At 44.8% G+C, this 13,663-nt stretch carries 14 protein-coding genes; 11 read left to right on the top strand and 3 right to left on the bottom strand.

What is annotated here, in order from left to right; genetic code table 11:
- Positions 1 to 671 precede the first annotated feature (671 nt).
- The 8 genes from R7093_RS10715 to R7093_RS10680 all read left to right on the top strand — a co-directional run bounded on the left by R7093_RS10715 (position 672) and on the right by R7093_RS10680 (position 7,836).
- Positions 672 to 965, top strand: a complete 294-nt coding sequence (locus tag R7093_RS10715; protein ID WP_033905520.1) for a hypothetical protein — start codon at positions 672 to 674, stop codon at positions 963 to 965.
- Positions 962 to 1,411 (top strand): YaiI/YqxD family protein, encoded by a 450-nt coding sequence (locus R7093_RS10710; protein ID WP_005380310.1) that lies wholly within the window; start codon positions 962 to 964, stop codon positions 1,409 to 1,411. The genes R7093_RS10715 and R7093_RS10710 overlap by 4 nt, the downstream gene beginning before the upstream one ends.
- A gap of 194 nt (positions 1,412 to 1,605) precedes the next feature.
- Positions 1,606 to 2,595: a ketoacyl-ACP synthase III gene (locus tag R7093_RS10705; protein ID WP_186584723.1), complete on the top strand. Its 990-nt coding sequence runs from the start codon at positions 1,606 to 1,608 to the stop codon at positions 2,593 to 2,595.
- Entirely contained in the window at positions 2,592 to 3,578 is a 987-nt protein-coding gene (locus tag R7093_RS10700; RefSeq protein WP_318146651.1) for an NAD(P)-dependent oxidoreductase, read from the top strand. Before R7093_RS10705 ends, R7093_RS10700 begins: the two co-directional genes overlap by 4 nt.
- Entirely contained in the window at positions 3,547 to 4,410 is an 864-nt protein-coding gene (locus R7093_RS10695) for an MBL fold metallo-hydrolase (protein ID WP_005380307.1), read from the top strand. The genes R7093_RS10700 and R7093_RS10695 overlap by 32 nt, the downstream gene beginning before the upstream one ends.
- A complete protein-coding gene (locus R7093_RS10690; protein ID WP_318146650.1) occupies positions 4,398 to 5,666 on the top strand; it encodes a F390 synthetase-related protein in 1,269 nt (422 codons plus the stop codon). Before R7093_RS10695 ends, R7093_RS10690 begins: the two co-directional genes overlap by 13 nt.
- Positions 5,654 to 6,766 (top strand): ATP-grasp domain-containing protein, encoded by a 1,113-nt coding sequence (locus tag R7093_RS10685; protein WP_213917206.1) that lies wholly within the window; start codon positions 5,654 to 5,656, stop codon positions 6,764 to 6,766. Before R7093_RS10690 ends, R7093_RS10685 begins: the two co-directional genes overlap by 13 nt.
- Complete coding sequence (locus R7093_RS10680) at positions 6,763 to 7,836, top strand: hypothetical protein (RefSeq protein WP_318146649.1); 1,074 nt, start codon at positions 6,763 to 6,765, stop codon at positions 7,834 to 7,836. The genes R7093_RS10685 and R7093_RS10680 overlap by 4 nt, the downstream gene beginning before the upstream one ends.
- Positions 7,837 to 7,942: 106 nt before the next feature.
- Here R7093_RS10680 and R7093_RS10675 read toward each other — a convergent pair whose 3' ends face one another.
- From R7093_RS10675 to R7093_RS10665, 3 genes are all read right to left on the bottom strand, one after another.
- Positions 7,943 to 9,529, bottom strand: a complete 1,587-nt coding sequence (locus R7093_RS10675) for an AbgT family transporter (RefSeq protein WP_005380301.1) — start codon at positions 9,527 to 9,529, stop codon at positions 7,943 to 7,945.
- Between the two features lie 229 nt (positions 9,530 to 9,758).
- On the bottom strand, positions 9,759 to 9,884 hold the full coding sequence (ykgO, locus tag R7093_RS10670) for a type B 50S ribosomal protein L36 (protein WP_005380299.1): 126 nt from the start codon (positions 9,882 to 9,884) through the stop codon (positions 9,759 to 9,761).
- A 3-nt stretch (positions 9,885 to 9,887) separates the two neighbouring features.
- Positions 9,888 to 10,148, bottom strand: a complete 261-nt coding sequence (locus tag R7093_RS10665; RefSeq protein WP_005380295.1) for a type B 50S ribosomal protein L31 — start codon at positions 10,146 to 10,148, stop codon at positions 9,888 to 9,890.
- A gap of 123 nt (positions 10,149 to 10,271) precedes the next feature.
- Here R7093_RS10665 and tsaA point away from each other — a divergent pair, with 123 nt between their 5' ends.
- The 3 genes from tsaA to R7093_RS10650 all read left to right on the top strand — a co-directional run bounded on the left by tsaA (position 10,272) and on the right by R7093_RS10650 (position 13,640).
- Positions 10,272 to 10,967, top strand: a complete 696-nt coding sequence (gene tsaA, locus R7093_RS10660) for a tRNA (N6-threonylcarbamoyladenosine(37)-N6)-methyltransferase TrmO (protein ID WP_005380294.1) — start codon at positions 10,272 to 10,274, stop codon at positions 10,965 to 10,967.
- 111 nt (positions 10,968 to 11,078) lie between these two features.
- A complete protein-coding gene (locus tag R7093_RS10655; RefSeq protein WP_054577581.1) occupies positions 11,079 to 12,794 on the top strand; it encodes a proline--tRNA ligase in 1,716 nt (571 codons plus the stop codon).
- Positions 12,795 to 12,971: 177 nt separating this feature from the next.
- Positions 12,972 to 13,640, top strand: a complete 669-nt coding sequence (locus R7093_RS10650; protein ID WP_005380291.1) for a tellurite resistance TerB family protein — start codon at positions 12,972 to 12,974, stop codon at positions 13,638 to 13,640.
- The last annotated feature ends 23 nt before the right edge of the window (positions 13,641 to 13,663 follow it).

Genomic DNA, 13,663 nt, shown 5'->3' with positions numbered 1-13,663 from the left:
CGTTTTTATATAAGAAAGACCCCGACACATAAGTATCGGGGTCATGGTCTTACTCGCAGCAGTCCGGCTACTAAAAGTGCTCCATGCATCATCCATAATAGTGGCTGATTCCGTCAGCTTATTCCTTACGTCGCCGTCCTAGCGGTGTCCTTATCATCCTGACTGCTAACATTCCTCGTTAGCACACGTCACTTGTTCCTTGAGCGGTGTCCCTTGCATCTTCCTGATGCTGTCCATAACCTCAATCCTAGAGGGGTCCATTGTCTATCCTTAGTCATCAACATCCTATTGATGATCGTATCCTTACAATGTCCTACGCTCCATGCTTGATTAATCATCCTGACCAACCAAATCGTCTTCCTGACGATAACCAAATCCTTGGTGCTTTCCTGTTCCATGTCTGCTTCCTGCTGACAACTCTCAATTTACGCCTTTTCCAAAAATAGACAATCTATCTAAGATAAATATTTGGCTCTCACATTGGTTAACAAGTTGTTAAATCATTATTTATCAGAAACTTAAGCTCTTCAGCTTCTCTTTTTCCGCTTACGAAATCGTTTTCTCTCACAACCTATGTAAGAGATCTCTCACACTACACTCTCCAAAATGCCATTCGCCAAATTAGCGCACTCAACGTATGATGATAGATATATCGTTGTTAAGGATTAAAAATGTTAACTCAAGACGTTACTAAAGAATTAGAAGCGGCAATGGAACAGTTGCAACAACAAGGAAAAGAGCCAACCGTAGCGTTAGTGAAAGCACGATTGAAAACGCCAGTTCCAATGCCAGCGTTAATCACCGCAATAAAAAGTTGGAAGAGTGCTCAACGCGTACCCAAGGTTGAAATCGCAGCACAACACCACACCGATAATGATCGTCTTGAAGCCCTAGAACACACCGTAAAAATGCTAGCCATTCGTATTGAAGAGTTAGAAGCGAAACTCAGTGAGAAATCATCATGAAGTTATGGGTAGATGCAGACGCGTGTCCGAAAGTTATTCGCGAAACCATTGTGCGTGCCGCCGAGCGTACGGGGATTGAATGTACGTTTGTCGCTAACCACGTTGTCCCTGTGCCGAAAAGAGACAACATCCACTCGCTACAAGTCCCTGCGGGATTTGACATCGCAGACAACGAAATCGTCAAGCGTGTAGAAGCCAACGATTTGGTGATCACGTCAGATATTCCGCTTGCAGATGAGGTTATCTCTAAAGGCGCTCAAGCCCTCAGTTCTCGTGGCGAGCTCTATACAAAAGACACCATCAAAGCTCGCCTAAATATCCGCGACTTTATGGAAACCATGCGTTCAAGCGGAATTCAGACAGGTGGGCCCGCCGCACTTTCTCAAACCGATCGACGCGAATTTGCAAACCATTTGGATCGTATTTTGGCGAAATTTAAGAAGTAACCCTCACTCTATTCATATTGAGCCAGCAAATAAAAGCCTGGCTCATTCCTGAAAATTCATTCTCAGCATTGCACCCAAAGCGTGCTCTTACTCCCATTTGTTTTGTTCTGTTTATTTTTCATCTCGCTCACCATAGCTTCAATATGCAACGTGGTTTATTTTGAACGACGTTTTTAATAAGTGTATAGAGAATAATGGGCTTTAACATCGTTTCCAGTGGAAGCTACCTGCCAACGAATCAATGGTCTGATCGAGAGATGGATCGCTTCCTAAAATTAGCGCCAGGGACCTGCCGAAATAAATTCGACGTTGAATATCGTCATGTAGCCAATACAAAAGAGACCGCTATTTACATGGCAGTGCAGGCAATAGAGCAGTGTTTAGGAAACACACATACCTTAAGCTCCGTTGATCTTCTTATCTACGCTAGCGGCACACACCACCAGTCTCTACCCTACGACGCCTCAGCGGTTCTCGCCGCGTTAGACGCTCCAACATGGCTAGAAAGCTTTGATTTGAACAGCACCTGTTTATCCTTTCTCTCTGCGCTTGATCTTGCTCAGAGTCTATTCTTAGCAAAACGATACCGTCGGATTCTTATTGTCACCAGCGAACTCGCCACTGGCATCACACTGAATCGAAATTTTACGCTCAAACCAGAAGTTGCAACGCTATTCGCAGACGGTGCCGCCGCATTTTTGCTCGAAGAACGCAACGATGATGGATTGCTCACCAGTCACTTTGAAACGCATCATACCGGGTATTCATTTTGTCAAATTAAGGGCGGAGGTAGTCATATCAATCCGCATACCTCCGAGCATCAAGCCTATTTAAAAAGTTGCCAGTTTGAGATGGAGGGCAAAGCACTCTTTAAACATGTGCGTAAAGCCTTACCAGCGTTTCTAAAAAAAGGGTTTGACGCCTCTCCGGTAACATTCAGCGATATTGATTATTTTCTTCCTCATCAAGCCAGCGCGCATGGATTAAAAAAACTGCCTTCACTCACCGGGCTACCAACAGAGAAAACCGTTAATCACTTTTCGACTTTGGGAAACCAAGTCGCCGCCTCACTCCCAATTAACTTACACTGGCTGCGTAATCAGCCGGAAGCCGCAGGAAAACATGTGTTATTAGCTGGCACCGCCGCAGGGTTGTCACTAGGGATGGGAGTGCTAAAACTATGAAGATATTGGTCACTGGTGGCAGCGGGATGTTGGGTAGTGCAATTCTGAGAATGTTTCACCAGCAGCATGAACTGCACTTTACAGCACGAAATACAGTCATCGCTAAACAACTCGCCGAGCAATTCGATGTTATCCCCCATATAGTCGATTTAAGAGACCACTCAGCAGTTCATGCGGTATGCCAAGGTATGGATGCAATCATCCATTGTGCCGCTTTCTCAAGCCCATGGGGAAAGTGGCAGGCGTTTTATCAAGCCAATGTAGATGCCACCAAAAACCTCGTCAATGCGGCTAATACGCATCAAATCTCGCGTTTTATCCATATTTCGTCCACCAGCGTCTACTTTGACCATCAAGACCGTTGGAATATTCGAGAAACCGACGCCATAGCTTCATACTGGTGTAATGATTACGCACACACAAAATATCTATCAGAAATTGAAGCCGTAAAAGGTCGAAGTAAAGCGATCATTTTAAGACCGCGTGGCATTTTTGGACCCAATGATCGCGCGATTATCCCAAGAGTGCTTAAGGCGATAAAAAACAACACTCTGCTTCTGCCATCGGGTAGAAATCCTGTGGTTGATCTGACCTATGTCGACAACGTTGCCCATGCAGCGATGCTCGCTTGCACTCAGGCAGACCGACTTCAGCATGGTGATGTGTTCAACATTTCCAACAACAAACCAATGCCAATTGAGACTGTTCTGCAAGCTTTATGTGAGGGGTTAAACCTAAAAGTAACGTTACAATCATTACCATACGGTGTGGTATCACCATTATTAAAGCTCAGTGAGCAAATACGAAGGCACTTACCACATCAGCCAGAACCAAGGCTCACCTCATACAGCGCAGGATTGTTTAACTATCATCAAACTCTGGATATCAGCAAGGCTAAACAAACACTGAATTACCAACCGCTTTTTTCAATTCAAGAAGGAATACAGCAGTATGCAAACTGGTCTAAAAATAAAAATCTTTGAGGCTGGACACTGCGTACACCCTGGCTTTGTTGTCAAACCAGGTTCTGGTATCAAGCCTAGAGCATTTCCGGCAGCCGTTGCGTTAATTCAGCACCCAACACAAGGCAACATCCTGTTTGACACGGGATATCACGAGCATTTTTTTAGCGCGACTCGCCCCTTCCCTGAACGTTTTTATGCTTGGACAACACCTTGTCGCTATAAAAAAGAACACGGAATTGTTGCGCAGTTAGCAAAAGAAAGTCTCAAACCTCATGATATTGAACACTTAGTGCTCTCCCACTTCCATGCTGATCACATTGCTGCCGTGTCTGAGTTTTCCCACTCTCAATTGCATTGCCAACAAAAAGGGGTAGATGCAATTACTAAAAGTGGTCGAATTGGAGGCGTAAGAAAAGGATACCTAAAAGCTCTACTTCCTCCACAGCTTGAACCTAACTTATTCATTCATAGTGATTTTTCTGTACCAATCAGCCAAATTCTTCCTCAGTGCCAAGGTGTTAATTTGCTCTGTAAAGACATGTTCGACGATGGATTTATTTATATGGTTAGCTTGCCAGGCCATGCAGCTGGCCAAGTGGGCTTGCTAGTTAAAAGAGACCAAAGTTGGCTGTTCTTACTCGCCGATGCATGCTGGTTAATCGAGAGCTTGAGTGAAAATATCGATCAACATTGGCTGGCGAACATGCTTTGCGATGATACAAAAGCCTATAAAAACACCCTCTCCGAGTTGAGAAGTTGCTACCAACAAACCCACCACTTTGTTCGCTTCGTGCCTTCACATTGTCAGGAAACTATCCAGCAGCTAATCAAAGAAGGATGGATGAAGTGAGAACGCTTATCTCAGAATTCTGGCGAACCCGCTACCGCCCCTTCGGCTCAAGGGAACAAGTCGAAACATGGCAGCAACAACACTTAACGCAACACTTGGATTGGGTATGCCGTCATTCACCGTATTACCGCTCTTTTCAAGGTGCACCACTCAGTGATTTCCCTATCATGAATAAGCAAACCATGATGGAGAACCTTTCAGAGTTGAATACGAAGGGCTTAGATGCTGAACAGTTAATGCAGCAGGCACTCAAAGCAGAGCAGTCACGCAACTTTGCCGCTTCGAAAGTTGGCGATGTTACGGTTGGGCTTTCTTCGGGCACATCAGGCATGCGCGGGTTGTTTCTTGCTGACAAACAGGAAACGCAACTGTGGGCTGGCAATATATTGGCTCGCCTGTTGCCCAACCTATGGCAAAAGCACCGAATTGCGCTAGCCTTGCGCGCCAACAGCCCACTGTATAAATCCGTCGCGAAATGCCCTGTCACATTCTTTTATGCGGATTTAACTAAACCTTACCAAGAATGGATAAAAGAGTTGGATGAGTTCCAACCCACGCTTTTGGTTGGTAGTGCGCAAGCTCTTCAGCTCTGCGCCCAGTTCAGCGGTCAATTTGATCAACCCGCAATTCAACCACAGCGGATCATTTCTGGTGCAGAAGTCCTAACTGAGAGTGACCGTCACTTTATTTCTCAACGGTTCGACAGCGAACTCCATGAAGTCTATCAATGTACCGAAGGTTTTCTTGCATGTACTGATCAGCATGGACAAATGCGCTGGAATCAGGATGTTATTTACATCGAAAAACATTGGCTGAATACCGAACGTACTCATTACAGCCCAATTATCACCGATTTTCGTCGTAAAACTCAGCCCATTATTCGTTATCAGCTCGACGATATTATTGAGAATAAACAGGATAATGGCGTATTTGAACCTCTTGGCACGATTGCCGGACGATGTGGTGATCGCCTCACGCTAAACGCAAACCACGTCCCAGTTACGGTGTTACCAGATCTCATCTACCGCGCTATAACACTATCTGCCAAAGGTCGCGTGGATTACCGAATCACCCAAACAGGGTCACAAGCCATTCAAATTGAAGCGGATGTTCACCACCATCGGGTTATACACCAAGCCTTGATAAAGTTGTTTGACCAATTGCGGCTTGATCCTGTCAGATTTAGTTACCGCCCTGCGCCTATTTGGACGCCAATGAATAAACAACGACGTGTGGTGAACATATGCGGGTCTTAATCACCGGAGCCCGAGCACCAGTTGCACTAGAGTGGGCAACCATGTGTATGCATCATGGGCATGAAGTAATTCTCACCGATTCGCTAAAAAAGCCTCTGGGATCGTTTTTGCGAGGTATCGAGTCTTATATACCCACCGCTTCACCTCGATTTGCGTTTCCCACCTATCAACAGCAGATCCTAAAAATCATTACTCAGATGCGTATTGATATAGTGATACCCACTTGTGAAGAAGTGTATTACTTGGCTCATGTTGCCAAACAATGCCCAGAAGTAGATTTTTTTCTGCCCAATGTGGGACTACTCAATGCCCTGCACAACAAGTTGACCGTCTTTGAACAGCTTCAAAGTTTGCCAGAAATCACACTTCCAAAAACTCGTTTGGTCGCTGATAAAAGTGAGATTGAAATTAATAAGAGAACCGTTCTAAAGCCCGTTTACTCTCGGTTTGGCGGGCAAGTCATAAGAGATGTGACAACTCAGTCTATTTCTGCCGCCACGATATCGCCCCTTTACCCTTGGGTTCAGCAACAAAAAATCCATGGGACTCCGGTGTGTAACTATGCCATTTTTGAACATGGTGACCTTAAAGCACACCAAGCTTATGTGCCGAAATACTGTGTAAACGGCTCGGCCGCCAGTGCTTTTCAGCCGATCTCGTGCGAACGACTAGATACATTTATCGCAGCTTTTGGTAAACGTCATACTTATCATGGGCAAGTGTCGTTTGACTTCATCAAATCACAAGATGAACTCTACGTGATTGAATGTAACCCAAGAGCCACCAGTGGTTTGCACCTACTCTCGTCTCGATGCAACCAACTGCTTCCTAATATGGAGTTTACCAGTCCTTCCAAGCAGCGATTGCATCATTTAGGTCCAATAACACTCATCGCGGAAGGTGGATTATCCCTGTTCAAGGCTCGAACTTGGCAAGATTGGTGGTCTGGAGTGAATGTGATGCAACAGCATAACTTACCGGCCGGGAGCCAAATCCGGAGTATGTTTGAATTACTCCGGTTAGCTAGGCAGAACAAGACGAAGTGGAGCGACGCTTCTACCGTTGATATTGAGTGGAATGGAGAGGCATTGAACTCATGACACTTTCCTCTCAAGAATGGCATCAAACCTTTATCACTCTTATGCAGTCGAATCCCATTGATGAATGCACAGCAAGCTTTGGTTGCTACTATATCGATGATGTTGCCATTCCCTACTCCGTAACACCAAAAATACCAAACAACTGTTATGCCGTGTCCCCTATGACACTGCTTAGTGGCTACGCCGAAGAAGAGCTTCACAAAGTCAAAAATGTGGCTGTTCGATGGGTATGTAAGTTACTTATTAATATGACTAAACCAACCTTATCACTGGCTGGATTGGATCAAGTCCAAACGCTCAACAATCAGTGCTTGTCCACCAATATGTATAGCGAACAATGGGCAGCCTTAAATCTCGATGAACTGCGTCGCGTCGCACTCGATCAATACCCCACCTTTCCCTTGGTGCTTCGCTCCCTCAACCAGCGTCAGCATTTACATTTAATTCAGCGATTGAAGCAGCCAAAATGGCAAAGCTTGGTAACACGACAAGTGTATTTACTTGATGATTGGCAAGCGTTCAGCTTCAACCGAGATTTAACGAAAGACTTCAAACTGCTTAATGATAAAGATTGGCAGTTTAGGCCACTGACCACTGATGAAGAATTTCAGCGTGCCAAAGAGTTATATGACATGCTTTACCTTGATAAATACAGCCTCAATAACATCCAGTTTTCAAGCCAATATTTAAAACAGGCGAGCCAGAACAAATTAGTACATTTAGTGGGACTGTTTTATCAAGAAGAGATGCTGGCTGCGTTAGGCATTGTAGAAATTGATAATGATATGACTTGCCCAATTTTTGGCTACGATATCAATAAGCCACAACGCCTCGCATTGTATCGTCGAATATCGGCCTATACCATCCGCCACGCAATGATATTCCAGCGTCGCTTTAATATGAGCTCAGGCGCTCCGGCTTTTAAACGCAACAGAAAAGCCCGGCCAGAAATTGAATTTAGCTATGTTTATATTGCGCACTTACCTTGGTACAAACGCATAATTTGGAAAAGCTTGTGCTGGCTCACTCAGCACTTTTATCGCCCTTTGTTGATACGTTTTCAGCTATAAACCGACATCTATAATCAGCTAAGCCTGCGTACACAGTCTCAATCGATAAAAAAGCCTGCGACGTTCGCAGGCTTTTTATAATGGAGCTGTGTGAGGTAACCGTTTGCTACGGTGTGTAGTATGTTGCTGCGCCAGGGCCTACTGGTAAACCAAATACGAATACCCATAGGTAGAACAGCACACTCCAACCTACAATGAAGCAGATTGAGTAAGGTAGCATGGTCGCGATCAGCGTACCGATACCTAAGTTCTTCATGTAACGAGTCGCTACGGCAAGAATCAAACCAAAGTAGCTCATCATTGGAGTAATGATGTTTGTCGTCGAGTCACCAATTCGGTAAGCAGCCTGAATCGTTTCCGGTGCATAACCAACAAGCATCAACATAGGAACAAAAATCGGAGCCGTTACTGCCCACTGTGCCGATGCCGAACCAATCATTAGGTTGATAAAGCCACACATCAGGATGAAGGCAAAGAACAACATTGGACCAGTTAAGCCAATTTCTTGCAGGAAGCTAGCGCCAGCAACCGCGAATACCTGACCGAAGTTAGTCCATTTAAAGAAAGCAACGAACTGAGCCGCAAAGAAAACTAATACAATGTACATGCCCATAGAAGACATAGATTTCGCCATTGCATCAATTACATCGCGATCCGTCTTCATCGTGCCAACAACTTTACCAAACACAAAGCCTGGAATAGCAAAGAACACAAAGATGAATGCCACGATACTTTTCAGGAATGGTGAACCTGCAATTGTACCTGCATCAGAACGTAGAATACCGTCTTCTGGAACAACCGTCCAAGCAAGCAGCGCTGAAACAACCAGTACAGCAACACCTGCTAGTTTTAGGCCTTTCTTCTCAATGTCTGTTAAGCCACCCATTTTGTCGTTCGACAAATCTTCTGAGGCTTCTTCTTCACTGTATTTGCCAAGCTTTGGCTCAACAATTTTTTCAGTAACAAACGCACCTGTGATTGCAATGAAGAATGTCGACACAAACATGAAGTACCAGTTAACTTCTGGACCAACAGTGTAAGTTGGGTCAATCATTTGCGCCGCCGTTTCAGTAATGCCTGACAACAGCGGGTCAACCGTACCAATAAGTAGGTTTGCTGAGTAACCACCAGATACACCAGCGAACGCCGCAGCAAGACCGGCAAGTGGGTGACGACCTAAAGAATGGAACAGCATTGCAGCCAGTGGAATAAGTACCACATAGCCAAGCTCTGATGCCGTATTTGAAATGATACCCGCGAAAACGACCGTCACTGTTACCATGCGTTGTGATGCACCCATGACTAAGCCACGCATTGCTGCAGATAGCAAGCCTGAGTATTCAGCAATAGCAACACCCAACATCGCAACCAATACCGTACCCAAAGGTGCAAAGCCGACAAAGTTTTTCACTAGATTGGTAACGATTAGTTCAAGGCCATCAGCGTTAAGCAAGCTAACGACATGAATCATGCCATCCGCGGCACGACCTTTTGCACCCTCAGGACGAGGATCAACTACGGAAACTTCGAAGTATCCTGCAATACCCGACATCACCAGAATGGCTAAACAGAAAATGGCAAATAGTGTGATCGGGTGGGGTAATAAGTTCCCCAAATATTCGACAGTATCCAAAAAGCGCGTAAACAGCGGCTTCTTAGGCGAGTTTTGTTTAATTGAATCAGATGAACTCATCTGTTCCCTCCTTGTTTTTATTCCTATGCAAATGTGACAAAAATGTCAAAAAGCGTGCGAAGGGTACTTGAGTAGAAGGTCAAATAAAAGCCCTAAATGTTACAAACTGTGACTAACAGAGGCATTTATAACCAACATTGAATAAAAATGTAGATATTTCATCCATGTAAGATAATTAACTCAACATTATCAATTAAACAAAACCATAAGTTAGATATATGCAGGCTGATTACTTTTGCACAGCTTTGAATCTCGGGTTCGTTTTACAAATGACATAAAGACGCCCTCTCCGTTTTACAATCTGACAATCCGGATGACGACTTTTTGCACTTTTTAATGATTTTACTACCTTCATGATTTATTCCTTTTCGCTCTTAAATTGACCAAAACGACGGTTGAAGTTCGCAATGCGACCTTCGGTTTGTACAACGCGCTGTTTACCGGTGTAGTACGGGTGAGAAGCTGACGACACATCTAACGTAAAGTAAGGGTAAGTTTTGCCATCTTTCCATTCGATGGTTCTCTCCGTTTTCAACGTAGAACCAACGACAAAGTACTTATCTACACTGGTGTCGTGGAACACCACAGGACGATATTCAGGGTGGATTCCTGGTTTCATAATACTTTTCCTTTCAATTAAATTGTTATGTTATAACATTTTAATTAATAATCATTATCAACAAGAAAAGCAAGAGAAATTTGTGATACTTTTCATCTCAATGAATTCTTAAAGATGTCCACCATGTATTCCATCGAACCCATCGGCGTCATTGAGACACCGTACAAAGAAAAGTTTGCAGTTCCGCGCCAACCACGCTTAGTACCAGAGGCTAAAGCACGCGTAAAACTGTTAGGTGCAGCAAATAGCCCTGAAGCAGTGCGTGGGCTAGAACAGTTCTCTCACGTTTGGTTGTTGTTTCTATTTGATCAGAACCTGGAAGCTGGTTGGAAACCAACTGTACGTCCGCCACGATTAGGCGGCAATGAACGAATTGGTGTCTTTGCCTCGCGCTCGACTTTCCGTCCAAACGGAATCGGAATGTCAGCCGTTGAAGTGAAAGGAGTCACTAAGCAAGGCGATCAAATCTATCTTGATTTAGGCAGTGTAGATCTCGTGGATGGGACACCGATTGTGGATATTAAGCCTTATATCCCCTATTCGGATTCTATTTCGGAAGCACAAGGCGGATACGCAGACCAAGAGCCAGAAAAGTCACAAGTCACCTTTTCTGCTCAAGCATTAGCAACGATAGAAAATCGATCCGATACTGACTATGTAAGATCAGTCATTGAACAAGTTCTGGCACAAGATCCTCGCCCTGCATATAAGAAAAACAAGCCGGACGACAAAGAATATGCGGTAAATTTGTTCGACTTGAACGTAAAGTTCACAGCAACAAGCAACTTAATAACGGTTACCGCTATTGAAAGCTTTTGACAAACGCAATTGGCTGATATTATAGACGGCTAACAAATTTCCCTTTAGGGAACTCCCATACTCCTGCTTATTCAAGCTTGAGTATCTAACTTAAATAAACGGATAAATTTAATGCGTACCAGTAATTATCTTCTTTCTACTCTGAAGGAGACTCCAAACGACGCAGAAGTAGTGAGCCACCAGCTCATGCTACGTGCAGGTATGATCCGTAAGCTGGCTTCAGGTTTATACACCTGGCTACCTACTGGTCTACGTGTACTGCGTAAAGTCGAAAACATCGTTCGTCAAGAAATCGACAATGCAGGCGCAGTCGAAACTTTGATGCCCGTTGTTCAGCCGTTTGAACTATGGGAAGAGACAGGCCGCAGCGAAAAGATGGGCCCTGAGCTACTTCGCTTTACTGACCGTCATGTTCGTCCGTTTGTACTTAGCCCAACCGCTGAAGAAGTGATCACTAGCCTTGTTCGCAATGAAGTGAGCTCTTACAAACAGCTTCCGCTAAACCTGTACCAAATCCAAACTAAATTCCGTGACGAACGACGCCCACGTTTTGGCGTAATGCGTTCACGTGAATTCTCAATGATGGACGCGTACAGCTTTGACATTGATAAAGACGGACTACAAAAGTCATACGACGCAATGCACGATGCTTACTGTAAAGCATTCGATCGCATGGGTCTGGATTACCGTCCTGTACTTGCAGATAGCGGTGCTATCGGTGGTAGCGGCTCTCAAGAGTTCCACGTACTGGCTGAAAGCGGCGAAGATATCATCGCATTTTCTAGCGAGTCAGATTACGCGGCAAACATTGAAAAAGCAGAAGCACTAGCTCCAGCCTCTGAGGCTGCGGCACCGACACAAGAAATGACTTTGGTTGATACGCCAAACGCGAAAACAATCGCTGAATTGGTTGAGCAGTTCGAACTACCAATTGAAAAAACAGTGAAAACACTGTTTGTGAAAGCATCTGACGAAGTTGATGCGCCAATCATCGCGCTTATTATTCGTGGTGATCATGAACTGAACGAAGTGAAAGCAGAAAACCTTCCTCAGGTTGCAGCTCCACTGGAAATGGCATCTGAAGAAGAAATTCGTGAGCTTATCGGTGCAGGCCCTGGTTCACTTGGCCCTGTTGGCCTTAAACTGCCGTTCATTGTTGACCGCAGCGTTGCGGTAATGAGCGACTTCGGTGCGGGCGCGAACATCGATGGCAAACACTACTTCGGTATTAACTGGGGTCGTGATGTAGAGCTTGGCCAAGTTGAAGACCTACGTAACGTTGTGGAAGGTGACCCAAGCCCATGTGGCAAGGGCATTATCCAGCTTAAGCGTGGTATCGAAGTTGGCCATATCTTCCAACTAGGTAACGCTTACTCCGCAGCGATGAACTGTGGTGTACTGGGTCCTGATGGTAAGAACGTCATCCTAGAAATGGGTTGTTACGGTATCGGTATCACTCGCGTAGTAGCGGCTGCTATTGAACAAAACCACGACAAATACGGCATCATCTGGCCAGATGCAATCGCACCATTCCAGGTAGCGATCGTTCCAATGAACATGCACAAGTCAGAAGAAGTGAAAGAAGCCGCTGAGAAATTGTACGCTGAGCTAACGGCAATGGGCATCGAAGTGCTATTTGACGACCGTAAAGAACGCCCAGGCGTAATGTTCTCTGACATGGAGCTTATTGGTGTACCGCATACAATTATTATCGGTGACCGCTCAATGAAAGAAGGCAACTTCGAATACAAGAACCGTGCTACTGGTGAGAAAACAGCAGTCGCAATGACTGACATTGTTGAGCACGTAAAAGCTCAACTAAAGTAAGCACTAGACGAGTTCGCATTTGAGGTAGTTTCAAATAGTTAAAAAGGGTTGGCTTCGGTCAGCCCTTTTTATTACAGCTCAACGCCCCCCTCCACCTTTTTCGAACTATTCACTTTGTTAATCTTTGGTTCAGCTTCTTGCTATTAAACTGATTTCATCATCTAAAGGAGGTCAGTTATGGATTTAAAAAGTCTTCTAAACCAAGCACTCAAATCAGACTTACTTAAGCAAGGTGCAGATGCATTGGGCAAACAAACCAACAACATCAAATCCTCATCAAATTCAAGTAGCCTAAAAACGCTAGGAGCAGGTGCTGTAGGCGGAGGCCTCATCGGTATGCTGATGGGCTCAAAGAAAAGTAAAAAAATGACTAAAAAAATAGGGTCAAGCGCATTAAAAGTCGGTGGCGCAGCTGCGCTTGGAGCCTTGGCCTACAAAGTGTATAACGACTGGCAAGCCAAGCAATCCGGTCAAGGTGTTCAAGAAACCTTTGACCCCGATGACAGTAAACACAGTGTCTTAATTTTAAAAGCAATGATTGGAGCTGCAAAAGCTGATGGTCACGTTGATGAAGAGGAAATGGCGCGCATTGAACAAGCTCTCGCGGATATGGGCGCAGATGAGCACGTTCGTCACCTCGTTCAGCAAGAGTTAAACAAACCGCTTGATCCTGCTGAAATTGCTAATCAGGCGACCTCTCCTCAACAAGCGTCAGAAATTTACCTGGCGTCTTTGATCGTCGCTGATGAACAAAACTTTATGGAAAAAGCGTATCTGCAAGAACTAGCAAAACAACTTCAACTTTCACCAGAAGTCACTCAGCAGTTAGAAGCACAAATGCAGTGATTAAATCTCGCTCAAGCAAACCT

Source organism: Vibrio sp. 1580, assembly GCF_033340055.1.
The sequence above is the reverse complement of the archived record's forward strand: the minus strand, read 5'-3'. Positions and strand labels throughout refer to the sequence as shown.